General features: G+C 70.1%; 26 protein-coding genes. 22 read left to right on the forward strand and 4 right to left on the reverse strand.

Going from position 1 to position 24,139, the window contains the following annotated elements:
- Positions 1-17: 17 nt before the first annotated feature.
- The 3 genes from thrC to rho all read left to right on the forward strand — a co-directional run bounded on the left by thrC (position 18) and on the right by rho (position 4,658).
- Positions 18-1,082 (forward strand): threonine synthase, encoded by a 1,065-nt coding sequence (gene thrC / locus AB0H93_RS20820; protein WP_132493188.1) that lies wholly within the window; start codon positions 18-20, stop codon positions 1,080-1,082.
- Positions 1,079-1,993 (forward strand): homoserine kinase, encoded by a 915-nt coding sequence (gene thrB / locus AB0H93_RS20825; protein WP_358574589.1) that lies wholly within the window; start codon positions 1,079-1,081, stop codon positions 1,991-1,993. The genes thrC and thrB overlap by 4 nt, the downstream gene beginning before the upstream one ends.
- A 778-nt stretch (positions 1,994-2,771) precedes the next feature.
- The gene (gene rho / locus AB0H93_RS20830) at positions 2,772-4,658 is read left to right on the forward strand and encodes a transcription termination factor Rho (RefSeq protein WP_358574590.1); all 1,887 of its coding nucleotides are present in this window, start codon (positions 2,772-2,774) and stop codon (positions 4,656-4,658) included.
- A 155-nt stretch (positions 4,659-4,813) separates the two neighbouring features.
- Here the strand turns inward: rho and AB0H93_RS20835 are convergent, their stop codons facing one another.
- Entirely contained in the window at positions 4,814-5,218 is a 405-nt protein-coding gene (locus tag AB0H93_RS20835) for a hypothetical protein (protein WP_358574591.1), read from the reverse strand.
- A gap of 233 nt (positions 5,219-5,451) precedes the next feature.
- On the opposite strand from AB0H93_RS20835, the gene rpmE reads away from it, so the two are divergent.
- The 3 genes from rpmE to prmC all read left to right on the forward strand — a co-directional run bounded on the left by rpmE (position 5,452) and on the right by prmC (position 7,726).
- Entirely contained in the window at positions 5,452-5,673 is a 222-nt protein-coding gene (gene rpmE, locus AB0H93_RS20840) for a 50S ribosomal protein L31 (protein WP_093271061.1), read from the forward strand.
- Positions 5,674-5,770: 97 nt separating this feature from the next.
- Complete coding sequence (prfA, locus tag AB0H93_RS20845) at positions 5,771-6,838, forward strand: peptide chain release factor 1 (RefSeq protein ID WP_132493161.1); 1,068 nt, start codon at positions 5,771-5,773, stop codon at positions 6,836-6,838.
- A 9-nt stretch (positions 6,839-6,847) separates the two neighbouring features.
- Entirely contained in the window at positions 6,848-7,726 is an 879-nt protein-coding gene (prmC, locus tag AB0H93_RS20850) for a peptide chain release factor N(5)-glutamine methyltransferase (protein WP_358574592.1), read from the forward strand.
- 48 nt (positions 7,727-7,774) lie between these two features.
- Here the strand turns inward: prmC and AB0H93_RS20855 are convergent, their stop codons facing one another.
- Positions 7,775-8,641, reverse strand: a complete 867-nt coding sequence (locus AB0H93_RS20855; protein ID WP_358574593.1) for an alpha/beta hydrolase — start codon at positions 8,639-8,641, stop codon at positions 7,775-7,777.
- Between the two features lie 195 nt (positions 8,642-8,836).
- On the opposite strand from AB0H93_RS20855, the gene AB0H93_RS20860 reads away from it, so the two are divergent.
- The 12 genes from AB0H93_RS20860 to AB0H93_RS20915 all read left to right on the forward strand — a co-directional run bounded on the left by AB0H93_RS20860 (position 8,837) and on the right by AB0H93_RS20915 (position 19,190).
- The gene (locus AB0H93_RS20860; protein WP_132493164.1) at positions 8,837-9,487 is read left to right on the forward strand and encodes an L-threonylcarbamoyladenylate synthase; all 651 of its coding nucleotides are present in this window, start codon (positions 8,837-8,839) and stop codon (positions 9,485-9,487) included.
- Between the two features lie 145 nt (positions 9,488-9,632).
- Positions 9,633-10,802 carry an MraY family glycosyltransferase gene (locus tag AB0H93_RS20865; protein WP_358574596.1) on the forward strand — a complete coding sequence of 390 codons (1,170 nt, stop codon included), beginning with the start codon at positions 9,633-9,635 and terminating at the stop codon, positions 10,800-10,802.
- Positions 10,799-11,269, forward strand: a complete 471-nt coding sequence (locus AB0H93_RS20870) for a hypothetical protein (RefSeq protein ID WP_132493166.1) — start codon at positions 10,799-10,801, stop codon at positions 11,267-11,269. Before AB0H93_RS20865 ends, AB0H93_RS20870 begins: the two co-directional genes overlap by 4 nt.
- 272 nt (positions 11,270-11,541) lie before the next feature.
- Complete coding sequence (gene atpB, locus AB0H93_RS20875; RefSeq protein WP_358574598.1) at positions 11,542-12,321, forward strand: F0F1 ATP synthase subunit A; 780 nt, start codon at positions 11,542-11,544, stop codon at positions 12,319-12,321.
- A gap of 73 nt (positions 12,322-12,394) precedes the next feature.
- A complete protein-coding gene (locus AB0H93_RS20880; protein ID WP_358306140.1) occupies positions 12,395-12,652 on the forward strand; it encodes an ATP F0F1 synthase subunit C in 258 nt (85 codons plus the stop codon).
- A gap of 30 nt (positions 12,653-12,682) precedes the next feature.
- Positions 12,683-13,246 (forward strand): F0F1 ATP synthase subunit B, encoded by a 564-nt coding sequence (locus tag AB0H93_RS20885; RefSeq protein WP_358574632.1) that lies wholly within the window; start codon positions 12,683-12,685, stop codon positions 13,244-13,246.
- Positions 13,247-13,267: 21 nt separating this feature from the next.
- On the forward strand, positions 13,268-14,098 hold the full coding sequence (locus tag AB0H93_RS20890; protein ID WP_358574600.1) for a F0F1 ATP synthase subunit delta: 831 nt from the start codon (positions 13,268-13,270) through the stop codon (positions 14,096-14,098).
- 83 nt (positions 14,099-14,181) lie between these two features.
- Positions 14,182-15,831 carry a F0F1 ATP synthase subunit alpha gene (gene atpA, locus AB0H93_RS20895; protein ID WP_358574601.1) on the forward strand — a complete coding sequence of 550 codons (1,650 nt, stop codon included), beginning with the start codon at positions 14,182-14,184 and terminating at the stop codon, positions 15,829-15,831.
- A 10-nt stretch (positions 15,832-15,841) separates the two neighbouring features.
- Positions 15,842-16,768, forward strand: coding sequence for a F0F1 ATP synthase subunit gamma (locus AB0H93_RS20900; RefSeq protein WP_132493170.1), 927 nt, complete (start codon positions 15,842-15,844; stop codon positions 16,766-16,768).
- Between the two features lies 1 nt (position 16,769).
- Complete coding sequence (gene atpD / locus AB0H93_RS20905; protein ID WP_358574603.1) at positions 16,770-18,203, forward strand: F0F1 ATP synthase subunit beta; 1,434 nt, start codon at positions 16,770-16,772, stop codon at positions 18,201-18,203.
- Positions 18,204-18,374: 171 nt separating this feature from the next.
- Positions 18,375-18,740 carry a F0F1 ATP synthase subunit epsilon gene (locus AB0H93_RS20910; RefSeq protein WP_132493172.1) on the forward strand — a complete coding sequence of 122 codons (366 nt, stop codon included), beginning with the start codon at positions 18,375-18,377 and terminating at the stop codon, positions 18,738-18,740.
- A 12-nt stretch (positions 18,741-18,752) separates the two neighbouring features.
- Positions 18,753-19,190: a DUF2550 domain-containing protein gene (locus tag AB0H93_RS20915; protein ID WP_358574604.1), complete on the forward strand. Its 438-nt coding sequence runs from the start codon at positions 18,753-18,755 to the stop codon at positions 19,188-19,190.
- A 95-nt stretch (positions 19,191-19,285) separates the two neighbouring features.
- On the opposite strand, the gene AB0H93_RS20920 is transcribed toward AB0H93_RS20915, so the two are convergent.
- A complete protein-coding gene (locus AB0H93_RS20920; protein WP_358574605.1) occupies positions 19,286-20,191 on the reverse strand; it encodes a LysR family transcriptional regulator in 906 nt (301 codons plus the stop codon).
- Between the two features lie 71 nt (positions 20,192-20,262).
- On the opposite strand from AB0H93_RS20920, the gene AB0H93_RS20925 reads away from it, so the two are divergent.
- Both AB0H93_RS20925 and AB0H93_RS20930 read left to right on the forward strand, forming a co-directional pair.
- A complete protein-coding gene (locus AB0H93_RS20925; protein ID WP_358574606.1) occupies positions 20,263-20,736 on the forward strand; it encodes a GNAT family N-acetyltransferase in 474 nt (157 codons plus the stop codon).
- A gap of 21 nt (positions 20,737-20,757) precedes the next feature.
- On the forward strand, positions 20,758-21,228 hold the full coding sequence (locus AB0H93_RS20930; protein WP_358574607.1) for a GNAT family N-acetyltransferase: 471 nt from the start codon (positions 20,758-20,760) through the stop codon (positions 21,226-21,228).
- Here the strand turns inward: AB0H93_RS20930 and AB0H93_RS20935 are convergent.
- Positions 21,225-21,797 carry a cob(I)yrinic acid a,c-diamide adenosyltransferase gene (locus tag AB0H93_RS20935; RefSeq protein WP_358574608.1) on the reverse strand — a complete coding sequence of 191 codons (573 nt, stop codon included), beginning with the start codon at positions 21,795-21,797 and terminating at the stop codon, positions 21,225-21,227. The two genes, AB0H93_RS20930 and AB0H93_RS20935, sit on opposite strands and share 4 nt — an antisense overlap.
- A 118-nt stretch (positions 21,798-21,915) precedes the next feature.
- On the opposite strand from AB0H93_RS20935, the gene murA reads away from it, so the two are divergent.
- Positions 21,916-23,172, forward strand: a complete 1,257-nt coding sequence (gene murA, locus AB0H93_RS20940) for a UDP-N-acetylglucosamine 1-carboxyvinyltransferase (protein WP_358574609.1) — start codon at positions 21,916-21,918, stop codon at positions 23,170-23,172.
- Positions 23,173-23,240: 68 nt separating this feature from the next.
- Positions 23,241-24,134, forward strand: coding sequence for an ectoine/hydroxyectoine ABC transporter substrate-binding protein EhuB (gene ehuB / locus AB0H93_RS20945; RefSeq protein ID WP_358574610.1), 894 nt, complete (start codon positions 23,241-23,243; stop codon positions 24,132-24,134).
- Positions 24,135-24,139 lie beyond the last annotated feature (5 nt).

Consider the following 24,139-nt stretch of genomic DNA (forward strand, 5'->3'; position numbering starts at 1 on the left):
ACATCCAGGGTGCGCCGGTGCGGTCCGGCGCCGGATGGCCCGGCCTGATCGAGGCGTACCGGGACCGGGTTCCGGTCCCGGACGGGGCGCGCATCGTGACCCTCCAGGAGGGCAACACCCCGCTGGTGCCCGCCCACCACCTCTCCGAGCTCACCGGCTGCACCGTCTACCTGAAGGTGGAGGGCGCCAACCCGACCGGCTCGTTCAAGGACCGCGGCATGACCGTGGCCATCACGCACGCCCTGGCCGAGGGCAGCAAGGCCGTCATCTGCGCCTCCACCGGCAATACCTCGGCGTCGGCCGCGGCCTACGCCGCCCGCGCCGGGCTGACCTCGGCGGTGCTCGTGCCGCAGGGCAAGATCGCGCTGGGCAAGCTCGCCCAGGCGGTTGTGCACGGCGCGAAGATCCTGCAGGTCCAGGGCAACTTCGACGACTGCCTGGAGCTGGCCCGCAAGACCTCCGCCGAGCACCCGGTGACCCTGGTCAACTCGGTGAACCCGGTGCGGCTGGAGGGCCAGAAGACCGCGTCGTTCGAGATCTGCGACGTGCTTGGCCGGGCGCCCGACGTGCACTGCCTGCCGGTCGGCAACGCCGGCAACATCACGGCCTACTGGAAGGGCTACACCGAGTACGCCGGTGACGGTGTCATCGAGCGGACGCCCCGCATGTTCGGCTTCCAGGCCGCCGGTGCCGCGCCGCTGGTGCACGGCCAGCCGATCGCGCAGCCGGAGACCATCGCGACCGCCATCCGGGTCGGCAGCCCGGCGTCGTGGGCGGGCGCGGTGCGCGCGAAGGACGAGTCTGGCGGGCTGTTCGACGCGGTGACCGACGAGCAGATCCTCGCCGCCTACCGGACGCTGGCCTCGCGGGAGGGCGTTTTCGTCGAGCCCGCCTCGGCGTCCAGCGTCGCCGGGCTGCTCGTCACCGCCGCCGACGGCCGCCTCCCGGCGGGCTCGGTCGTGGTGTGCACGGTCACCGGCCACGGCCTGAAGGACCCGGACACCGCGTTGTCGGGCATGGTCGAGGTGGAGCCGCTGCCGGTGGACCCGGGCGCGGTCGCCACCGCGCTGGAACTGGCATGACCGCATTGCCGGTGTCGGCCGTTCGGGTGACGGTGCCCGCTTCGACCGCGAACCTCGGCTCCGGGTTCGACGCCCTGGGCATGGCCTTGTCGTTGTACGACAAGGTTTCCGTCCAGGTCGTCGACGGCGCCGCGGGCACCGCCGAGGTGTCGGTGGAGGGGCAGGGCGCCGCCGCCCTGCCCACCGACGAGCGTCACCTCGTGGTGCGGGTCATCCACAAGGCGTTGGCCGAACTGGGTTTCCCGGCGCCCGCGCTGCGGTTGCACTGCCAGAACGCGATTCCGCACTCCCGCGGGCTGGGTTCCTCGGCGGCGGCCATCGTCGCCGGGGTCGCCGCCGCCTTCGGGCTCGCCGGATTCGACTTGCGGGACAAGGAAAACGCCGACCGCGCGCTGCAGATGGCCGCGGTCCGCGAGGGGCACGCGGACAACGCCGCGGCGAGCCTGCTCGGCGGTTTCGTCGTCGCCTGGCAGGATTCCGGGCGCTTCCACGCGGTCCGGATGGATCCGCACCCGGACGTGTCACCGATCGTCCTTGTCCCCCAAGCGGAGTCGTCGACGCACACCACGCGCGGCCTGCTGCCCGAGCGGGTTCCGCACGCCGACGCCGCGTTCGCGGCCGGGCGTGCGGCGCTGGCGGTGCACGCCGTCACCAGCGATCCTGCGTTGCTGCTGGCCGCCACCGACGACCGGCTGCACCAGGACTACCGCGAGTCGGCGTGGCCGGAGACCATCGCGTTGGTCCGCCAGTTGCGCTCGGCCGGCGTCGCCGCCGCGGTGTCCGGTGCGGGACCGACCGTACTGGCGTTCCCGCCGGGTGGGGAGCTTCCCGCCGGCATTGCGCCGAACGGCTTCGACGAGCTGCGCCTTCCGGTCGATCGGGCCGGCGTGCGGGTCGAGCCGCAGGCATGACCCGAGGCCGTGAACGGGGCCGGAAAAGCCCTGTTCACGGCCCCGGAGCAAGCGCATTCGCGACGAGTGGTACAAAGGAAGTGTCACCGGTCGCCAACAGCGACAGCAGCTGGCCGGCTACCGATGACGTGATCGGAGCGGGCGTGCCACACGCCCAGGGGGGTTGTTGCACCCGAACTACGGGGCGTCTACCCTCAAGGTCAATCAGTCACCGCGCCCAGGGCGCCGGTGCCGTGCCCGGGACATCGTTTTCCGGGACGCATCTCCCGCTGTGAATTGAACTCCACCCGCCACGGGTGAAGATCAACTTAGCGGGTTCGGCGATCGCGGTGACCGAGGCAGGAGTTCTCAACTCAATCGAGTTCGCTTCGGGACGATCGGCGGTGCGCATCCGTTGCCGATGTCGGGGTGGGGGCCTTAAGTTTCACGGTGTGGCCCCCGAGGTGACCATGACGCCGACTCGATGTCCCGTAGCTTCCCGGTTCACCACCGGGGCACGAAGTTGAGCCGGGGGTTCCTGGAATGAGGCGGCAGCAGGGCGTGCATCGGCACGTGTGGATCGGAGTGGATGCGTCGCACATGGACCACGCGAGCCGGGTTACCTCCCACCGCCCGGTGCTGCTGGTTCCCGAGCCATCGCCGAAATAGGTCGCGCCGCGCGCGGGGCTGACCACGCCGGCAAGAGGGCTGGTAGCACACACCGGCCGCCCGCACTCCAGAGCGGGCGGGCAATCCGCTGGGTCGCGTAGGAGGCGCGGTCCGGTCAGGAAGGACATTCGTGAGCAACACCGAACTGTTGAGCAGCGAGGCGACGAACGCCTCTTCGGCTGGCCAGCAGGAATCCGAGGCCAACGGAACCCCGCGGCGACGCGGCGGACTCTCCGGCATGGTCCTTGCCGAACTGCGCCAACTCGCGGGGGAACTGGGGATCGAGACTGGTGGCCTGCGCAAGGGCGACTTGATCGCCGCCATCAAGGAGAAGCAGGGCGGCACCACGGCGCCGAAGACCCGCTCCACCAAGAAGAGCCCGTCCCGCGCCGAGGAAGCTCCGGCCGCCAAGGCCCACCAGCCTGCGCTGGACGAGACCGAGACCGAGGCCGCCCCGCGCGAGACCGCGGCCGAGCCCGGCACCAACGGGGCTCCCACCCGCGGCCGCGGCCGCCGCGCGCAGGTCGCCGAGCCGGCCGCGGGCGGCGAGGACGACGGCCGTCGCGGTGGCAACCGCCGGCGCCGCTCGTCCGGGCGGGCCGGTGCGGCCGCCGAATCGGGCGGCGACGAGCAGCGCGAGCGCAAGTCGGACGGCCGTGACAACCGTCAGGAGCGCCAGGAGCGGGACAACCGCCAGGAGCAGCGCGGCAACCGGCAGGACCGGGACAACCGGCAGGACCGGGACCGCGACAACCGGCAGCAGGACGACGATGACGACGAGGGTGGTCGTCGGGGTCGTGGCCGCCGGTTCCGCGACCGCCGCCGCAACCGCGGCCGCGGCGAGGGCGGCGGCGGCGAGCCGGAGGTCCGCGAGGACGACGTGCTGCTGCCGGTGGCCGGCATCCTGGACGTGCTGGAGAACTACGCCTTCGTGCGCACCTCCGGCTACCTGGCGGGCCCGAACGACGTCTACGTGTCGCTGTCGCTGGTCCGCAAGTACGGGCTGCGCCGCGGCGACGCCATCAAGGGCGTCATCCGGCAGCCGCGGGAGGGCGAGCAGCAGCGGCAGAAGTTCAACCCGCTCGTGCGGGTGGACTCCATCAACGGCCTGGAGCCGGACGCGTCGAAGAACCGCCCCGAGTTCCACAAGCTGACCCCGCTCTACCCGAACGAGCGGCTGCGCCTCGAAACCGAGCCGCACAACCTGACCGGCCGGATCATCGACCTGGTGATGCCCGTCGGCAAGGGGCAGCGCGCGCTGATCGTCTCGCCGCCGAAGGCCGGTAAGACGATGGTGCTGCAGGCGATCGCCAACGCGATCACCACCAACAACCCCGAGTGCCACCTGATGGTCGTCCTCGCCGACGAGCGTCCGGAAGAGGTCACCGACATGCAGCGCTCGGTCAAGGGTGAGGTCATCGCCTCCACCTTCGACCGGCCGCCGTCGGACCACACCACGGTCGCCGAGCTGTCCATCGAGCGGGCCAAGCGGCTCGTCGAGATGGGCCACGACGTGGTCGTCCTGCTGGACTCGATCACCCGGCTGGGCCGCGCCTACAACCTGGCGGCCCCGGCATCCGGGCGAATCCTGTCCGGTGGTGTGGACTCCACGGCGCTGTACCCGCCGAAGCGGTTCCTCGGCGCGGCCCGCAACATCGAGAACGGCGGCTCGCTGACCATCTTCGCCACGGCGCTGGTGGAGACCGGATCCACGATGGACACGGTCATCTTCGAGGAGTTCAAGGGCACCGGTAACGCGGAGCTGAAGCTGGACCGCAAGCTCGCGGACAAGCGGCTGTTCCCGGCGGTGGACGTGGACTCCTCCAGCACCCGCAAGGACGAGATCCTGCTCTCGCCCGACGAGCTGGCCGTCACCCACAAGCTGCGCCGGGTGCTCGCCGCGCTCGACGCGCAGCAGGCACTGGAACTCCTGCAGGACCGGCTGCGCAAGACGCGCACCAACATCGAGTTCCTGATGCAGGTCGCCAAGACCACCCCGGGCAAGGACGACGACTGACGGTTCCGACCGCCAGCCCGGTTCCTCGACCGACGGCAGGGCCCGCACCGACCCCGGTGCGGGCCCTGCCGCATTTCCGGGGGCGGAACGCGAGCATGGGAACTTTCCTGTCACCGCGGTGACAGGAAAGTTCCCATGCTCGCACCGGCGGAGCGTCAGGCCCGGGCGCACTCGGGGGCGTCGCGGTCGCGGTGGGCGCGGACCAGCAGGGTGGCCAGCAGCGCGGCGGCGACCGGGCCGATGGCGAGCGCGGCGAAGACCGGCATCCGCAGCCCGTCCAGGGCGAGGGCGCAGGCCAGCATCAGCAGCGGGTAGCCGAACCGCAGGCGGCGCTGCCACCCGGAGGTCCAGTGGACGTGGTTGGCGCTGAGCACGGTCAGCCCGGCGGCGAAGCCGAACAGCAGCGGGGCGGAGAGGTCCAGGTCCTGTTCGAAGCTCACGTGCTGCACGAGCAGCACGTCGAGCAGGGCGGCGATGCCGGCTGCGCTGCAGAGGAAGAGCAGGGGGAGGGAGACCCACGACCGCACCGTGAGCTTTCCCAGGACCGAACAGAGCAGCACGCGTAGAGGATGAACGGCGGACCAGCCCGGATGCACCCTCGGCCCGGGGTCGCTCGGCAGGCGGTCCCTCTGGTGCGTTGGACGGTTGCCCGGGGCCCTCCGGAATACCGGACGGGCACCCTGCGTTGCAGGTCACGAGCCCTGGTCTGGCAGAATGCAGGGTTGATCCGGCACCGGTTCACCGCGCGGCAGCGGCCGCGTGGACCCGGCGGCCAAGTAGAGAGGACAAGCCGTTGAAGAGTGGCATCCACCCCGAGTACGTGGTGACGCAGGTCAACTGCGGTTGCGGCAACAGCTTCACGACTCGCAGCACCCGCAAGACCGGCCAGATCACCGTCGAGGTCTGCTCGAACTGCCACCCGTTCTACACGGGCAAGCAGAAGATCCTGGACACCGGCGGTCGCGTGGCTCGCTTCGAGGCCCGCTACGGCAAGCGCCAGAAGACGCAGAAGTAGCTGCACCGACGGCGCCCGTCCCACGCGAACAGCGCGGGACGGGCGCCGTCGCCGCGTTTGGTGTCCGAACGTCCGCAGCAAGTGAAGAGGGTCGCCAGTGGAGACATCGAAGCTCGAGGGGCTGCTCGCCGAGTACGTGGAGCTGGAGCAGCGGCTGGCCGATCCCGGCGTGCACGCCGACCAGGCGAACGCCCGCAAGCTCGGCCGCCGCTACGCCGAGCTCACACCGGTCGTGCGCACCGCGCGGGAGCTCGACCAGACGCGGTCCGACCTGGACACCGCCCGCGAGTTCGCCGCCGAGGACTCCACCTTCGCGGAGGAGGCCGACCGGCTCGCCGAGGCGATCCCGCCGCTTGAGGCGAAGCTCACCGAACTGCTGCTGCCCCGCGACCCGCACGACGGCTCCGACGTGCTGCTGGAGGTCAAGTCCGGCGAGGGCGGCGAGGAGTCCGCGCTGTTCGCCGGCGACCTGCTGCGCATGTACCTGCGGTTCGCGGAGCGCCAGGGCTGGCGGGCCGAGGTGCTGGACAAGACCGAATCCGACCTCGGCGGCTACAAGGACGCCACGGTCGCGATCAAGGCCAAGGCCGGCGACACCAGCCCCGACGGGGTGTGGTCGCGGCTGAAGTTCGAGGGTGGCGTGCACCGCGTGCAGCGGGTGCCGGTCACCGAGTCGCAGGGCCGGGTGCACACCTCGGCCGCGGGCGTCCTCGTCTACCCCGAGCCGGAGGAGGTCGAGGTCGAGGTCGACGAGAAGGACCTGCGCATCGACGTCTACCGGTCGTCCGGGCCCGGCGGCCAGAGCGTGAACACCACCGACTCGGCGGTGCGGATCACCCACCTGCCGACCGGCATCGTGGTGTCCTGCCAGAACGAGAAGTCGCAGCTGCAGAACAAGCACCGCGCCATCCAGGTGCTCAAGGCCCGGCTGCAGGCCCACGCCGAGGAGGAGGCCGAGCGGGAGGCCGCGGAGGCCCGGCGCAGCCAGGTGCGCACAGTGGACCGTTCGGAGCGCATCCGCACCTACAACTTCCCGGAGAACCGCATCTCCGACCACCGGGTGAACTACAAGGCCTACAACCTGGACCAGGTCCTGGACGGCGATCTGGAAGCGGTCGTCGCCGCCCTGCTCGCCGCCGACAGGAAAGAACGACTCGCGCTCTAAGCTGAACGCGTGACGCGACAGCCCCTGCGCCTGGCCATCCTCGAGGCGGAACGCATCCTCGCCGCTGCGGGCGTGGCGAGCCCGCGCACCGATGCGGAGCTGCTGGCCGCGCACCTGCTCGGCGTCGAACGCACCAAGCTGATGATGGTGCCGCTGGTGGATCCGCCGGTGGTCCAGGCGTTGCACGACCTGGTGCGCCGCCGGGCCGCGCGGGTGCCGCTGCAGCACCTCACCGGCAACGCCTCGCTCGGCAGCGTGACGCTCAGCGTCGGGCCCGGGGTGTTCGTGCCCCGTCCGGAGACGGAGCTGCTGCTCGCATGGGGCCTGGCGACGCTGGAGGGCGTGGACCGGCCGGTCGTGGTGGACCTCTGCACCGGGTCCGGGGCGCTGGCGCTGGCGATGGCCAACGCCCGCCCGGACGCCACCGTGCACGCGGTGGAGAAGGAGCCCGCCGCGCTGGCCTGGGCGCGCCGCAACGCCGACCAGCAGGCGCAGGCCGGTGACACCCCGATCCAGCTGTACGCGGGCGATGTCACCGATCCGATGGTGTTCATGGAGCTGGAGGGCCTGGTCGACCTGGTCCTCTGCAACCCGCCCTACGTGCCGGAAGGCACCCCGGTGCCGCCGGAGGTCCGCAACCACGACCCGCACGAGGCGGTGTTCGGCGGCCGTGACGGCCTCGACGTGGTCCGGCACGTCATCGGCTGCGCGGCGCGGCTGCTGCGTCCCGGCGGCGGGGTGGCCATCGAGCACGACGACACCCACGGCGGTTCGGTGCCTGCCCTGCTGCGCGCCCGCCGCGTCCTCGAGGACGTGCAGGAGCACACCGACCTGGCCGGCCGCCCCCGCTTCGCCACCGCCCGCCGCACCCCGCCGCCGACGCCCTGACCTGCGGTTTGACAGGAAGGTTCCCATGCTCCCGCCGCCCCGAAGGGGTCAGTGGGCGTTGACGAACTCGCGGAGCAGGGCGTTGAACTCGTTGGGCTTCTCGCGGTTCGGCCAGTGGCCGGCGCCGGAGATCACCCGCAGCGTCGCGCCCGGGATCGCGTCCGCGGCGTCGCGGGCCGCCGACACCGGCACGATGGCGTCGCGTTCGCCGTGGATCACCATCACCGGGCAATGGATGCGGTCCAGGTGCGGGAGGTGGTTGATCCGCATCGCCCGCCGGTCGACGGCGTCGGCGTGCCAGTCGGCGAACACCGAGCCCCGCGCGCCCGCCTCGGCGACGACCTCGTCGACAATGGACTCCAGGTCCGGCACGGTCTGCGCGCCCGCGAAGAAGCCCCGCGTCAGCACCAGGCGGGCGAAGGATCGGTTGAGCCGCAACAACTTCGCGGCCAGCGGACCGGCGAAGCGGGTGCGCAGCAGCGCGTAGGTCAGGAAGTGGTGCGGCATCTTGTGCTGCATTCCGGTGCTGTCCACGAGCACCAGTCCGCGCACCCGCTGCGGATTGCGCAGCGCGAAACCGGCCGCGATGCTGCCGCCCATCGACAGGCCGACCAGGACGGCGTCCGGCACCCGCCAGGCGTCCAGCAGCCAGCGCAGCACCTCTTCGAAGGTGCGCTGGTTCGCGCTGCCGTGCCACGGCATGCTGCCGCCCTGGCCGGGCAGATCCGGCGCGAACACCCGGTGGTCGGCGGCCAGCACGCCGATCGCGTGCCGCCAGGCCAGCAGCGCGTTGTCCGGCCCGCCGCCGTGCAGCAGGACGATCGCCGGACCGCTGGATCCCGCCCGGTAGAAGCGGATCTTCCCGGCCGGGAACTCGATCTGGTCGACCTCGACACCCTGGGGTGGGGCGGTCATTCGCTCTCCTCGCATTTCGTCGCAGTTCCGTGCCCGCTTCCGGCAGACGCCCGAACGCCGCCGGCGTTGCCCGGCGCGGGCACACCCAACGGATCTCGGTCGAGCGCCCGGGTGTTACTCGGGACGAATATTCCCGGACGGGGATCGACGGCACCACTCGAACGGGTCGAACGGGGGGCGTGCCAGGATTCGGGTGTGAGCACCGTCTATGACTGCACCAGTCCGGACAGCCGCGAAGAGGGCCTGGCCGCCGCGGCCAACACGGTTCGCGCGGGCGGGCTGGTCGTGCTGCCCACCGACACCGTCTACGGCATCGGCGCGGACGCCTTCGACGCCAACGCAGTGCACGCCCTGCTCGCCGCCAAGGGGCGCGGCCCGGACATGCCGGTGCCGGTGCTGGTCGGCTCCTGGTCCACTGTGGATGGGCTGGTGATGTCGGTCCCGCAGCAGGCGCGGGCGCTGATCGAGGCGTTCTGGCCCGGCGGGCTGTCGCTGGTGCTGCCGCAGGCGCCGTCGCTGTCCTGGGACCTCGGCAACACCCGGGGCACGGTGAACCTGCGGATGCCGCTGCACCCGGTGGCCCTGGACCTGCTGCGCGAGGTCGGCCCGATGGCCGTCTCCAGCGCCAACCGCACCGGCCAGCCGCCGGCCGCCAGCGCCGGCGAGGCGCGCGAGCAGCTCGGCGACTCGGTGCAGATCTACCTGGACGGCGGCCCGTCCGGGGAACCGGTGGCCTCCACCATCGTCGACCTCACCCAGGGTGCGCCGCGGGTGCTGCGGGAGGGCGCCGTGAGCCTCGCCGACCTGTCCGAGGTGCTCGGTGAGGACCTCGAAGCGGACCGGTGAAACCCGTCCGGGCGCGGGCCGATAGCGTTGGCTCCGCCAGCCGCAACGTGAACAGCGATGAGGAGCGCCGGGTTTGAGCAATCCGTTCTGGGGGCTGAAGTTCGAATTCACGCGGGCCTCGGCCCCGCGCGGGTGAGCCACCGGTATGGACAACGCGCCATGGGCTCCGGCCGGGCTTCCAGCCCGTGAGTACCTGCTCGTCATGCTCACCGCCGCGGCGGCGACCTTCCTACTGACCGGACTGGTCCGGCTGCTGGCCTTCCGGGTCGGCGCCGTCGCATATCCGCGGCAGCGCGACGTGCACGTCAAGCCGATGCCGCGGATGGGCGGGGTCGCGATGTTCGGCGGGGTGCTGGTGGCCATGTTCCTGGCCGCCAACCTGCCTGCGCTGTCGCGCGGGTTCACCTACTCCAACGACATTTCGGCGGTGGTCATCGCCGGCGGGCTGATCGTCCTCGTCGGCGCGCTGGACGACCGCTTCGAGCTGGATTCCCTGACGAAGCTCGCCGGGCAGGTCACCGCCGCCGGGATCCTGGTGCTTCTCGGCGTCCAGTGGTTCGTGTTCTGGGTGCCGTGGGGCGGCACAGAAGGCAACCTGGGGCAGCTCATGGTGCTGGGCAGCAACCAGGGGCAGCTGCTGACGGTGCTGCTGGTCGTGGCGATGATCAACGCGATGAACTTCGTGGACGGGCTGGACGGCCTGGCCTCCGGCATCGGCCTGGTGTCGGCCACCGCGACGTTCGTGTTCTGCCTCGCCGTGCTGGACCGGCAGAACGGCGACGTCAACGCCTACCCGCCGGCGCTGATCGCGGCCGCGATCGCCGGCGCCTGCCTGGGCTTCCTGCCGCACAACTTCCAGCCGGCCAAGATCTTCATGGGCGACTCGGGTTCGATGCTGATCGGCCTGATGCTGGCCTCCGCGACCACGTCCGCGTCCGGCCGGATGGACTACGCCCACCTGAACCCGACCGACACCATCGCGCTGCTGTCGCCGCTGCTGGTCGTCGCGGCGGTGCTGTTCGTGCCGCTGCTGGACCTCATCATGGCCGTGGTGCGCCGCACCCGGGCGGGCAAGAGCCCGTTCCACGCCGACAAGATGCACCTGCACCACCGGCTGCTGGAAATCGGGCATTCGCAGCGCCGCGCGGTGCTGCTGATCTACCTGTGGGCGGCCGTCATCGCCTTCGGCGCGGTGTCGTTGACGCTGTTCAACGCGGTCGTTGTGGCGTGGGTCGTAGGCTTGGGGGTGCTGCTGGCGGCTATCATTTCGGTGATTCCGCGTATGCGCACCCGAGCCGATCGAGAGTCCCGATGAGCGAAGCGACCGACACGCCGAACCCCGCCGAGCCGGCCGAGCCCGCTGTGAACCCGCACGCCGAAACCGTGCGCCGGCTCGCCGCGGCGATGCTGCGCACCGCCTTGTGGCCGGGTGTGGCGACGGTGGCCATCGGGGCGGTCGTGGCGACGGTGCTGGTCGGCGTGCCCGGCCTGGTCGGGGCGCTGATCGGCGGCGTTGTGGCGTTCGCCTCGTCGCTGCTGACGATCTGGCTGATGCGGTTCACCGGCGGCATGAGCCCGCACTTCGTGATGGTCGCCGCGCTCGGCGGCTACGTCGGGAAGATGATCGTGCTGCTGGTGGTGATGACGCTGCTCGGCGGCGTCGACGCGATCCACCGGGAATCGCTGGCGTTCACCATGCTGGCCACCGTGATGGTGTGGGCGGGCGCCGAGGTGGTGGCGTTCAAGCGCACCAAGATTCCCACGATCGTGCCGGGAAGCTGATTCCTCTCGACGCGGTTTCCCGGCGCCCGGCCGCTGCGCCGGACGGGTGGAAGCGGACCACATGTCGGGAGACTACTTACCCGCTGGTATCGTCCCGCCGCAGAAGCCTTCCCTGCACAGCGCGGGTCCAAGGGGCGCACGGAGGCCCCTCGATCCCACCGGGTGGGGAGGGCCCCTCCGCGTGCCAGATCGCGTATCAGGTACGTTAAGTGCAAAACGTGACGATTCCCCCGGCAGAGTGAAGTTCACCGGGAGAACCGGAAGGAGCCCAGTTGGGCGCGCTGATGCTGGCCGAGGGCGGAACATTCCAACCGCCGGGTGCCGATAGCTTTATCCTTCCGCCGATCTTCGGCGGAGTCACCAAGCCGATGGTCCTCGTCGTTCTCTCGGCGATCATCGTGGCCGCGTACTTCGTGATCGCCACCCGGAACCTGAAGCTCGTTCCGGGCAAGGGGCAGTTCGTCGCGGAGTTCGTCTACGAGTTCAGCCGCAACAAGATCGCGCGGGAACACATCGGGGCCAAGGATTTCCGTCCGTTCGTGCCGCTGATCTTCGCGCTGTTCACGTTCATCCTGGTGAACAACATCTTCGGCATCATCCCGATCATCCAGTTCCCCACGATGTCGCGGATCGGCTTCCCGCTCGCGCTGGCCGCCGTGGTGTACCTGGTGTTCCACGGTGTCGGTTTCGCGCGGCACGGATTCCTGGGCTACTTCAAGCACATCATGTTCCCGCCCGGGGTGCCGAAGCCGATCTACATCCTGCTGTCGCCGATCGAGCTCTTCCAGAAGTTCATCGCGCAGCCGGCCGCGCTGGCGATCCGAGTGTTCGCAGCGATGTTCGCCGGTCACCTGATCCTGCTGGTGTTCACGCTCGGTGGCGAGTTCCTGCTGCTCGAGGCCGGGGCCGCGCTGAAGCCGGTCTCGCTCGTCGGGTTCGCCTTCGCCGTCGCGCTGACCTTCGTCGAGGCCCTGATCCAGGTGCTGCAGGCGTACATCTTCGCGCTGCTGACCGCGAGCTTCATCGGCGCGGCGTTGTCCGAAGGCCACTGAACAAGAGACTTCGTTCCCAACAAAGGACCTGTCGATCCGCGCCGAGAAGCGGACCGAGTGAAAGGTAGTGACAGTGAGCAACATCGTTCTCGCGCAGGCCGCCGAAGCCGCGGGCAGCATCAACCCCGGTCTGGCCGCGATCGGTTACGGCCTGGGCGCCATCGGCCCCGGTATCGGTGTCGGCCTGATCTGGGCCGCCGTCATCAACGGCACCGCCCGCCAGCCGGAGGCCCAGGGCCAGCTGCAGGGCATCGCCTGGATCTCCTTCGTTCTGGTCGAGGTGCTGGCGCTGATCGGTCTGGTCGTCTACTTCATCGCGTCCGCTGCCTGATAACGGCTCAACGCGTTGGGAGACGTTGTGGTGAAGACGCAGATGCTGCTGGCCGCCGAAGGCGAGCACAACCCGATCATCCCGGAACCCGCGGAGATCGTGGTCGGTCTGATCGCGTTCCTGCTGCTGCTGTTCGTGCTGTGGAAGTACGCGGTCCCGCGCTTCGAGAAGATCTACGCGGAGCGCAGCGAGCGGATCGAAGGCGGTATCGCCAAGGCCGAGGCCGCGCAGGCCGAGGCCCAGCGGACGCTGGAGCAGTACAAGTCGCAGCTGGCCGAGGCCCGCGCGGAAGCGGCCCGGATCCGCGATGACGCCCGCGCCGAAGGCCAGCAGATCCTGGAAGAGATGCGCGCCCAGGCGCAGACCGAGTCCGAGCGGATCATCAACCAGGGCCAGACCCAGTTGGCGCACCAGCGGGCTCAGATCGTCGCCGAGCTGCGGTCGGACCTCGGCCGCCAGGCGGTCGAGCTGGCCGGCCGGATCGTCGGCGAGTCCCTGGAGGACGAGGCCCGTCGGCGGGGCACCGTCGACCGGTTCCTCGACGAGCTGGAGGCCGCCTCGGCCCCGGCGTCGTCAGAATCGGCCAAGGCCTAACCGAGTGAAAGGCGCTGAGAGTTGAGCACCCTCGTGAACGCCGCGAGCCGTGAGGCGCTGGCAGCCACCGAGCTGCAGCTGCTGCAGGCCACCGATGGGGCCCAGGCTGCGGAGATCACCGGGCTCGCCGACGAGCTGTTCGGCGTGGCCGCCCTGCTGGGCCGCGAGTCCACGCTGCGGCGGGCGCTCGCCGACGCCTCCACCGACCCGCGGTCCAGGGAAGACCTGGCCCGCGGGCTGTTGGCGGACAAGCTCGGCGCGCGGGCGCTGCCGGTCGTCGTCGAGGCCGTCCGGGCCCGTTGGTCCAGCCCGAAGGACCTGGTCGACGGGCTGGAGCGGCTGGGTCGCACCGCGCTGCTGGTGCAGGCCGAGCGGGCCGGCCGGCTCGACGCCGTCGAGGACGAGCTGTTCCGGCTGGGTCGCATCATCGGCTCCCAGGTGGACCTGGAGCGGTTGCTGTCGGACCCGACCGGCGACGAGGCGGGCAAGTACGCCGTCGTCGACCAGCTCATCGAGGGCAAGGTCGAGCCGGTGACCCTGAACCTGGTCCGCCAGCTGGTGGCCCGGCCGCGCGGCCGGCGGGTCAGCGAGGGGCTGGAAGAGCTGGCCGAGCTGTCGGCGAAGCGCCGCGAGCGCTCGGTGGCGCACGTCCGGTCCGCGATCCCGCTCAGCGATGAGCAGCAGCAGCGGCTGTCGAGCACGCTGCAGCGGATCTACTCGCGGCCGATCGCCCTGCACCTGGAGGTCGACTCCGCGGTCGAGGGCGGGCTGCTGATCCGGATCGGCGACGAGGTCATCGACGGCAGCATCACGGGACGCCTGCAGTCCCTGCGGCGCGACCTCGCCGACTAAGACCACGGGCCGTAGGCCCGGGAAACCGGTGCGGCGCCCAAACCAACTCCCTTCCAAGAACTAACCGAGGGCAGGAACGAGACATGGCGGAGCTGACGATCTCGTCGGACGAGATCCGCAGTGCGATCGAGAAGTACGTCTCCAGCTACTCCCCGGAGGTCAGCCGCGAGGAGGTCGGGGTCGTCACTGATACCGGTGACGGCATCGCCCATGTCGAGGGTCTGCCTTCGGTGATGACCGAGGAGCTGCTGGAGTTCCCGGGCGGCATCTACGGTGTCGCGATGAACCTGGAAGCTCAGGAGATCGGTGCGGTCATCCTGGGTGAGTCCGAGAAGATCGAGGAAGGCCAGGAGGTCAAGCGGACCGGCAAGGTCATGTCGGTGCCGGTCGGCGACGGATTCCTCGGCCGCGTGGTCGACCCGCTGGGCGCCCCGATCGACGGGCTCGGCGACATCGTCGCCGAGGAGCAGCGTCCCCTGGAGCTGCAGGCCGCGACGGTCGTGCAGCGGCAGGGTGTGGGCGAGCCGCTGCAGACCGGTATCAAGGCCATCGACTCGATGACCCCGATCGGCCGCGGCCAGCGCCAGCTGATCATCGGTGACCGCAAGACCGGCAAGACCACGGTCGCGGTCGACACGATCATCAACCAGAAGGGCAACTGGGACAGCGGCGACCCGCAGAAGCAGGTCCGCTGCATCTACGTCGCGATCGGCCAGAAGGGCTCCACGATCGCCGGCGTGAAGCGGTCCCTCGAGGACGCCGGGGCGATGGAGTACACCACCATCGTCGCCGCGCCGGCCTCCGACTCGCCGGGTCTGAAGTGGCTGGCCCCGTACGCCGGTTCGGCCATCGGCCAGCACTGGATGTACCAGGGCAAGCACGTCCTGATCGTCTTCGACGACCTGACCAAGCAGGCCGAGGCCTACCGGGCGATCTCGCTGCTGCTGCGCCGCCCGCCGGGCCGCGAGGCCTACCCGGGCGACGTGTTCTACCTGCACTCGCGTCTGCTGGAGCGCTGCGCGAAGCTCTCCGACGAGATGGGCGCCGGTTCGATGACGGGTCTGCCGATCATCGAGACCAAGGCCAACGACGTGTCGGCCTACATCCCGACCAACGTCATCTCCATCACCGACGGCCAGTGCTTCCTGCAGTCCGACCTGTTCAACTCGGGTCAGCGCCCGGCCATCGACGTCGGTATCTCGGTGTCGCGCGTCGGTGGTTCCGCGCAGATCAAGGCGATGCGGAAGGTCACCGGGTCGCTGAAGATCGACCTGGCGCAGTTCCGCGAGCTGGAGGCGTTCTCCGCGTTCGCCTCCGACCTGGATGCCGCGTCGAAGGCGCAGCTGGAGCGCGGTGCCCGCCTGATGGAGATCCTCAAGCAGGGCCAGGGCGCGCCGCTGCCGGTCGAGGAAGAGGTCGTGTCGCTGTTCCTGGGCACCCAGGGCCACCTCGACTCGGTGCCGGTCGCCGACGTGCGCCGCTTCGAGTCCGAGTTCCTGGCGCACCTGCGGCGCACCCACGAGTCCGTGCTGAAGGACATCGTCGAGACCAAGCAGCTCTCCGACGACGGTGTCAAGTTCATCGTGGAGTCGGTGGAGGACTTCAAGAAGCAGTTCACCTCGTCCGACGGTTCCTCGGTCGCACCGGGAGAGCAGCCGGAAGCCGAGGCGCTGGCGGCCGACGAGGTGGGCCAGGAGACCGTCAAGGTCAACCGCCCCGCCCCGAAGAAGTGACCGGATAGCCATGGCTCAACTTCGGGAACTGCGAAACCGCATCCGGTCGGTCAAATCGACCCGGAAGATCACCAAGGCGCAGGAGCTGATCGCTACCTCGCGCATCATGAAGGCGCAGGCCAGGGTCGAGGCGTCTCGCCCGTACGCGGACGAGATCACCAACGTCCTGACCGCGTTGGCCGATGTGAGCACGCTGGACCACCCGCTGCTGACCGAACGCTCCAACCCGAAGCGCGCCGGCGTGCTGATCGTGACCAGCGACCGGGGCTTCTGCGGTGGCTACAACGCCAACGTGATCAAGGCGGCGGAGGAGCTGCAGTCGCTGCTGCGCGAGCAGGGCAAGACCCCCGTGCTGTACGTCATCGGCCGCAAGGGCGAGGCGTACTACCGCTTCCGGCAGCGCAAGGTCGAGGCGAGCTGGACCGGTTTCACCGACCGGCCCGCCTACACCGACGCCGCCGAGGTGGGCGAGACGCTGGTCAAGGCATTCCTGGCGGGTGCCGACGACTACCTCGACGACGGGGGCACGGACGGTACGCTGGGTGTGGATGAGCTGCACTTGGTGCACACCGAGTTCGTCTCCATGCTCACCCAGAAGCCGACGGTCAGGCGGATCGCGCCGCTTGAGGTCGAGTACGCCGAAGAGCCTACGAAGACTCTCAAGTCGACGTACGAGTTCGAACCGGACGCGGAGGCCCTGCTCCGGGCCCTGCTGCCGAAGTACATCAAGACCCGTCTGTTCGCCGGTCTGCTGGATGCAGCGGCGTCCGAGCACGCTGCCCGCCGGACGGCTATGAAGTCGGCGACGGACAACGCGGACGAATTGATCCGCAACCTCAGCCGTGAGGCCAACCAGGCTCGCCAGGCCCAGATCACCCAAGAAATCAGCGAGATCGTCGGTGGTGTCGAGGCGCTCTCGTCAGCAGGAAGTGAGTGACATGACCGCTACTGCCACTAGCACTGCTACGGGCACTGGCCGCGTCGTCCGGGTTCTCGGCCCGGTCGTGGACGTCGAGTTTCCGCGAGACCAGGTGCCGGACCTCTACAACGCGCTCTCCGTGGACATCACCGCGGAAGCCATGGCCAAGACGCTGACGCTGGAGGTCGCCCAGCACCTGGGTGACAGCGTCGTGCGGACGATCTCGATGCAGCCGACCCAGGGTCTGGTGCGCGGCGTGGCCGTGACCGACTCCGGCGCGGGCATCTCGGTGCCGGTCGGCGACGTCGTCAAGGGCCACGTGTTCAACGCCCTGGGCCACTGCCTCGATGAGCCGGGCTACGGCTCGGACGCCGAGCGCTGGACGATCCACCGCAAGGCACCGGCCTTCGACAAGCTCGAGGGCCGGACCGAGATGCTGGAGACCGGCATCAAGGTGATCGACCTGCTCACCCCGTACGTGCAGGGTGGCAAGATCGGTCTGTTCGGTGGCGCCGGTGTCGGCAAGACCGTTCTGATCCAGGAGATGATCCGACGGGTCGCCAAGAACTTCGGTGGCACCTCGGTGTTCGCCGGTGTCGGTGAGCGCACCCGTGAGGGCAACGACCTCTGGGTGGAGATGGCGGAGTCCGGCGTGCTCGCCGACACCGCGCTGGTCTTCGGCCAGATGGATGAGCCGCCGGGCACCCGTATGCGGGTCGCGCTGTCCGCGCTGACGATGGCGGAGTACTTCCGCGACGTGCAGAACCAGGACGTGCTGCTGTTCATCGACAACATCTTCCGGTTCACCCAGGCGGGCCAGGAGGTTTCGACCCTGCTGGGCCGGATGCCGTCCGCGGTGGGTTACCAGCCGACGCTGGCCGACGAGATGGGTGAGCTGCAGGAGCGGATCACCTCGACGCAGGGTCGCTCGATCACCTCGATGCAGGCGATCTACGTGCCCGCGGACGACTACACCGACCCGGCCCCGGCGACGACCTTCGCCCACCTGGACGCGACGACCGAGCTTTCCCGGCCGATCTCGCAGAAGGGCATCTACCCGGCGGTGGACCCGCTGTCGTCCAGCTCCACCATCCTCGACCCGGCCATCGTCGGCGAGGAGCACTACCGGGTGGCGCAGGAGGTCAAGCGGATCCTGCAGAAGTACAAGGAACTGCAGGACATCATCGCCATCCTCGGTATGGACGAGCTGTCCGAAGAGGACAAGGTGACGGTGCAGCGGGCGCGTCGCATCGAGCGCTACCTGTCGCAGAACTTCTTCGTGGCCAAGCAGTTCACCGGCCAGGAGGGCTCCTTCGTTCCGCTGAAGGAGACCATCGAGGCGTTCGACAAGCTCTGCAAGGGCGACTTCGACCACTACCCGGAGCAGGCGTTCCTGTCCATCGGTGGTCTCGACGACCTGGAGCAGGCGTACAAGAAGCTCACCGAGAAGTGAGCGCCGGGCCCCGCTGAAGGGGTCGGCAGACCGGCAACGGGGTCGGGGTCCGCGCGGACCCCGACCCCGCTTGCGAAAGCACCACCACAAGGCACTATCAGCCCGGCCAGTCACGATCGCCCTGGTGGCACCGGATAGACTGCCGGCACACACCCGACAAAGGAGACGCGCGTGGCCAACATGTCCGTCCAACTGGTCGCCGTCGAGCGCCGCCTGTGGTCCGGGGAGGCGACCGCGGTGGTCGCGCAGACCACCGAGGGAGAGATCGGCATCCTGCCCGGGCACGAGCCGCTGCTCGGCGAGCTGATCGAGGGTGGTGTGGTGCGCATCACCACCACCGAGAAGGAGACCGTCACGGCCGCGGTGCACGGTGGTTTCCTGTCGGTCACCGCGGACGGGGTGAGCGTGCTGGCGGAGAGCGCGGAGCTCGCCTCCGAGATCGACGTGGAGCAGGCGCGCGCGGACGTCAAGAGCGCCGACGAACAGGCCCGAGCACGGGCCTTGAGCCGATTGCGAGCCGCCGGTCACTCGGCCTGATCCGGGCCGCGCATGGGTTCCCCGGTCTTGTTGCTGGCAGTGGCCTTCGGGCTGCTGGTGATCGCTGCCCTGGTAGTCGGGGCGCTCGCGTGGCGGCGGCTGCGGGAACTGCGCGTCGGGGGCATCGACGTGGCGCTGCGCGCCAGCAAGGACGGCGGTGGCCGCGGCTGGCACCTGGGTGTCGCGCATTACCGGGGCGAGGAGTTCGCCTGGTACCGCGTGCTCAGCCTGCGGTCCGGGCCGAACTGGGTGATCAACCGCCGGAACGTGGAGATCGCGCGGCGCCGCGAGCCGTCGATGGCCGAGGCCTATGCGATGCCGTCCGGATCGACGGTCCTCGACCTGACCGGCCCGGAGCTGGAGCTGGCGATGAACACCGACGCCCTGACCGGCTTCCTGTCCTGGCTCGAATCGGCCCCACCGGGCCGATCGGTGCCCTGGGCATCCTGAAACGACCAGCGGGGTCCGCTACCGGGCCCCGCTTTTTCGTGCGCTGACAGCATGGGAACTTTCCTGTCACCCGGGTGGCAGGAAAGTTCCCATGCTCACATCCGGCGGCCGAGCTCGGCGCAGATGTCGTGCAGGAGCTGCTGGAAGACGTCGGTGAGCGGGGCGTGCCGGGTGCTGGTGGGCACGGCGGCGTGGATGCGGCGGTGCAGCCCGGACGCGAGCGGCCGGTGCACGGTGCCGGCGGCCTCGCCGATGGCGAGGCGGGGGATGAACGAGACCGCGACACCGGCTGAGACCACTGCTTCGGCGACGGCGTAGGACTCGAACTCGAAGGCCACCTTCGGCGTGACGCCCTCGGCTCGGGCGGCGGCCTCCAGCTGCCGCCGGTTCGGCAGGCTGCGCGGGGCGCAGGCCCAGGTGTCGTCGCGGAAGTCGCGGAGCCGCGGCTCTGCCCTCTCGGCGAGCGGGTGGTCGCTGGGCAGCACGGCGTGGACGGGATCGTCCAGGAGGTGCACGAGGCGCACGCCCGGCGGGACGTCGAGCGGCTCGTCGTACTCGCCGACCAGCGCCAGGTCGAGCTGGTGCGCGGCGACCCGATCGATGCCTTCGGCGGGGCCCAGATCCACCACGGAGAGCTCCGCCCCCGGATGCCGGTGGCGGAGCGCGGCGAGCGTCTCCGGAAGCAGTGCGAGCCCGGCGGTGGGGAAGGCGCCGAGGCGCAGCCGGTTGCGGTGTTCGTCGCGGAATCGTGCGGCGTCGGCCGTTGCGTCGTCGAGCGCAGCGGCGATGCGCTCGGCCCGTTCGGCGAGACGGATTCCCAGCGGCGTCAGGCGCACGCCGTGGGCGTGCCGCTCGACGAGCTGGGCGCCGACCTCGTTCTCCAGCCGGGCCAGCTGCTGAGACACGGCGGGGGGAGTCCTGCGGAGCTGTTCGGCGGCACGGGTGACGCTGCCCTGCTCCCGGAGGGCCAGCAGCACCAGCAGGCGCGACGGGTCGAGCATGAAGTTCTACTTTACGCTTCCCGAAGTTCCGTAACTGGAAGTGAACCAGCGCGCGGAGAAGACTTGGCGCTGTGACCGAGCAAGCCAGTTTCACGATCGAACCCGAACCCATCGACAGCCCCGAGGCCCAGCTGGCCCTGGGCCGCTACATCGAGGAGCTCAACGGCCGGTTCCCGGACGGGTTCGACACCAGTCGCGCCGCCCCGCCCGCGAAGGACGACTTCACGCCGCCGGTGGGGGACTTCCTGGTGGTTCGCGCCGAGGGCCGGGTGCTCGGGTGCGGTGCGGTGCGCACCGAGGGCGGCATCGCCGAGATCCGACGGATGTGGATCGCGCCGGAGCTGCGCGGCAGGGGCGCGGGTCGGGCCTTACTCGCGGCGCTGGAGGAGCGCGCGCGACGGCTCGGATGCTCGCTGATCCGCCTGGACACCGCTGCCGAGCTGCACGAAGCCCGCGCGCTCTACGACTCGGCCGGCTACCAGGAGGTTCCGGCGTACAACGACAACCAGTACGCCAAGCACTGGTTCGCGAAACCGGTCCGCTGACCAGGGCTCTAAGCTGCGGGAATGCGCATCGAGACGGTCGAGTACGACCACCCCGACGCCAAGAGGTTGATCGACGAGCTCCAGCGGGAGTACGTCGTGCGCTACGGCGAGGAAGACCTGACGCCGGTGGACCCCGTCGAGTTCCGGTCGCCCGGTGGCCTGTTCCTGCTCGGCTACGTCGACGCCTGCGCGGTCGCCTCCGGCGGATGGCGGGTCCAGGACGGCGACGGGCCCGGTTTCCGGGACGGCGACGCCGAGCTCAAGCGGATGTACATCGCCCCCGATGCGCGCGGGAACGGGTTGGCGCGGCGGATGCTCGCCGAACTGGAGAACACCGCCGCGCTGGCCGGCCGCAAGCGCATCGTCCTGGAGACCGGCATCCGGCAGCCGGAGGCGATCGGCCTCTACACCTCCTCCGGCTACACCGAGATCGAGAAGTTCGGGGTGTACCGCGACGACCCGCTGAGCAGGTGCTTCGGCAAGGATCTCTAGGCGTTGCCGCCCGGCCGCCAGAGCACGTCGCCGTCCGGGTTCGCCACCCGGGCGAGGATGAACAGCAGGTCCGAAAGCCGGTTCAGGTACTTGGCGGGCAGCGGCGAGGTGCGCTCGCCGTCGGCTTCCTGCAGCGCCCACGCGGACCGCTCGGCGCGCCGGGCCACGCACCGGGCCTGGTGCAGCAGCGCGCCGCCGGGGGTGCCGCCGGGGAGGATGAAGGAGTCCAGCTTGCCCAGGCGCGCGTTGAACTCGTCGCACCAGCCTTCGAGGCGGTCGACGTAGGCCTGGGTGATGCGCAGCGGCGGGTACTTCGGGTTTTCGGCGACCGGGGTGGAGAGGTCCGCGCCCACGTCGAAGAGGTCGTTCTGCACCGCCCGCAGCACCTCGACGACGTCGTCGGAGAGCTGCGCGGTGGCCAACGCCACGCCGAGCACGGAGTTCGTCTCGTCCACGTCCGCGTAGGCGATGAGCCGCGGATCGGTCTTGTGCACCTTGGAGTTGTCCGACAACCGCGTCGTGCCCGAGTCGCCGGCCCGCGTGTAGATCTTCGTCAGGTGGACAGCCATGCCGCCAGCCTAGGCGGAGGCGGCCGCGCCCCGTCGGGCGTGACAGGAAGGTTCCCATGCTCGCTCCGATGCAACCCGCTCCGATGGCGGTGGGGGGTGGGCCGTAACCTCGATGCTCGTGAGTGAGCACTTCCGGGTACACGGCGGGGCGCGCCTCGTCGGCGAGGTCGACGTCGTCGGGGCGAAGAACAGCGTGCTGAAGCTGATGGCCGCGGCGCTGCTGGCGGAGGGCACGACGACGATCGTCAACTGCCCGGAGATCCTCGACGTTCCGCTGATGGCCGACGTGCTGCGCAGCCTCGGCTGCGAGGTGTCGATCGACGGCGGCGCCGTGCACATCACGACTCCGGCGGGGATCAGCCACGAGGCCATTTCCCCGTCGATGGGCAAGCTGCGCGCGTCGGTGTGCGTGCTGGGGCCGCTGGTCGCCCGGTGCCGCCGTGCCGTCGTGACGCTGCCCGGCGGCGACGCGATCGGTTCCCGCCCGCTGGACATGCACCAGAACGGGCTGCGGCAGCTCGGTGCGACCAGCCACATCGAGCACGGCGCGGTGGTGGCCGAGGCGGAGAACCTGCGCGGTGCGCAGATCTGGCTGGACTTCCCCAGCGTGGGCGCGACCGAGAACATCCTGATGGCCGCCGTGCTGGCCGAAGGCACCACCGTGATCGACAACGCGGCGCGGGAGCCGGAGATCGTCGACCTCTGCGTGATGCTGCAGCAGATGGGCGCCAAGATCGAAGGTGCCGGCACCTCCACGCTGACGGTGCACGGGGTGTCCTCGCTCAAGGCGGTCGAGCACCGCGTGATCGGGGACCGGATCGTCGGCGCGACCTGGGCGTTCGCCGCCGCTGCGACCCGCGGAGACATCATGGTGCGCGGTGTCGATCCGCGGCACGTGAACCTGGTGCTGGAGAAGCTGCGCAGCGCCGGGGCGGAGGTCACCACGTCCGAGGAGAGCTTCCGCGTGGTGATGCACGGCCGCCCGCACGCGGTGGACTTCGTGACGCTGCCGTACCCGGGTTTCCCGACGGACCTGCAGCCGATGGCGCTGGCGTTGTCGGCGGTCGCCGACGGCACGTCGATGATCACCGAGAACCTGTTCGAGTCCAGGTTCCGCTTCATCGAGGAGCTGGTCCGGATGGGCGCCGACGCCCGCACCGACGGGCACCACGCGGTGGTGCGCGGCCTGGAGCGGCTGTCCAGCGCCCCGGTCTGGGCCACCGACATCCGCGCCGGGGTGGGCCTGGTGCTCGCCGGGCTGTGCGCGGACGGTTCGACCGAGGTGTGGGACGTGTTCCACATCGACCGCGGCTACCCGAACTTCGTGGAGAACCTGCGCGGCCTCGGCGCCGAGATCGAACGCGTGACCGACTGAGCTGCGGTTCACCCGTTCGGGCGTGACCATGGGCGAGGACCCTGCTCCCGCGTTGAAGGGCGATGGTCATGGCGAGCAGCGGGTGGACGCGAAGAGATTTCCTGAAGGGCTCCTGCGCCGCGGCGGGCGCACTCGTGCTGGGCGGGTGCGCGCGCACCGGCGGGGGCGGGGCAGGCGGTGATCCGCTCGAAGCGGCCCGCAGCTCCGGCACCATCCAGGTCGGCATCGCAGGCGAGGCGCCCTACGGCTTCACCGACGCGGCCGGCCGGGTCACCGGCGAGGCGCCGGAGGTGGCGCGCGCGGTGTTCCGCGGCTTGGGCGTCAACGACGTGCAGGCGTCGCAGGTCGACTTCAACCAGTTGATCCCGGCGCTGAACGCGGGCAAGTTCAGCGTGGTCGCGGCGGGCATGTTTATCACCCCGGAACGCTGCAAGAACGCGGCGTTCTCGATCCCGGACTACCTGGCGCCGACCGCGTTCCTGGTGCCGACGGGAAACCCGGAGGGCGTCGCCACGTTCGAAGACGTGGCGAGGAAGAAGCTGCAGCTCGCGGTGCTCAGCGGGGCGGTGGAGAAGGGCTACGCGCAGCAGCTGGGCGTGCCCGATTCGCAGATGCAGGTCTTCGACACGCAGAACGCGCTGCTGCAGGCGGTCCTCAACAAGCGCGCATACTGCGCCGCGTTGACCAACATCTCGCTCAACGACGTGGTGAAGAAGAACCCGGGCGCGCAGGTCGAGGTCACCAAGGGATTCACGCCGGTGATCAACGGCAAGGCCGAGGTGCAGGCGGGCGCGTTCGTGTTCCGGTCGTCGGACACCGTGCTGCGCGACGCGTTCAACATCGAGCTGAAGAAGCTGCACGACAGCGGCGAATGGGTGCGCATCACCGAGCCGTTCGGCTTCACCAGCGACAACCTGCCACCGGCCGACGTGACCACAGAGGCGTTGTGCGCCGGTAGCTGATCCCG

The sequence above is a fragment of the Saccharopolyspora sp. NPDC050642 genome (genome assembly GCF_040654735.1).
In the GTDB taxonomy this organism is placed as follows: Bacteria; Actinomycetota; Actinomycetes; order Mycobacteriales; family Pseudonocardiaceae; genus Saccharopolyspora; species Saccharopolyspora elongata.

Bases quoted from the DNA above. Each gene is read 5' to 3' on its own strand.
- thrB (WP_358574589.1), top strand. From the start codon at position 1,079: ATGACCGCATTGCCGGTGTCGGCCGTTCGGGTGACGGTGCCCGCTTCG.
- AB0H93_RS20855 (WP_358574593.1), bottom strand. From the start codon at position 8,641: ATGACCGCCCCACCCCAGGGTGTCGAGGTCGACCAGATCGAGTTCCCG.
- AB0H93_RS20865 (WP_358574596.1), top strand. From the start codon at position 9,633: ATGGACAACGCGCCATGGGCTCCGGCCGGGCTTCCAGCCCGTGAGTAC.
- AB0H93_RS20870 (WP_132493166.1), top strand. From the start codon at position 10,799: ATGAGCGAAGCGACCGACACGCCGAACCCCGCCGAGCCGGCCGAGCCC.
- atpA (WP_358574601.1), top strand. From the start codon at position 14,182: ATGGCGGAGCTGACGATCTCGTCGGACGAGATCCGCAGTGCGATCGAG.
- AB0H93_RS20900 (WP_132493170.1), top strand. From the start codon at position 15,842: ATGGCTCAACTTCGGGAACTGCGAAACCGCATCCGGTCGGTCAAATCG.
- atpD (WP_358574603.1), top strand. From the start codon at position 16,770: ATGACCGCTACTGCCACTAGCACTGCTACGGGCACTGGCCGCGTCGTC.
- AB0H93_RS20915 (WP_358574604.1), top strand. From the start codon at position 18,753: ATGGGTTCCCCGGTCTTGTTGCTGGCAGTGGCCTTCGGGCTGCTGGTG.
- AB0H93_RS20920 (WP_358574605.1), bottom strand. From the start codon at position 20,191: ATGCTCGACCCGTCGCGCCTGCTGGTGCTGCTGGCCCTCCGGGAGCAG.
- AB0H93_RS20930 (WP_358574607.1), top strand. From the start codon at position 20,758: ATGCGCATCGAGACGGTCGAGTACGACCACCCCGACGCCAAGAGGTTG.
- AB0H93_RS20935 (WP_358574608.1), bottom strand. From the start codon at position 21,797: ATGGCTGTCCACCTGACGAAGATCTACACGCGGGCCGGCGACTCGGGC.
- ehuB (WP_358574610.1), top strand. From the start codon at position 23,241: ATGGCGAGCAGCGGGTGGACGCGAAGAGATTTCCTGAAGGGCTCCTGC.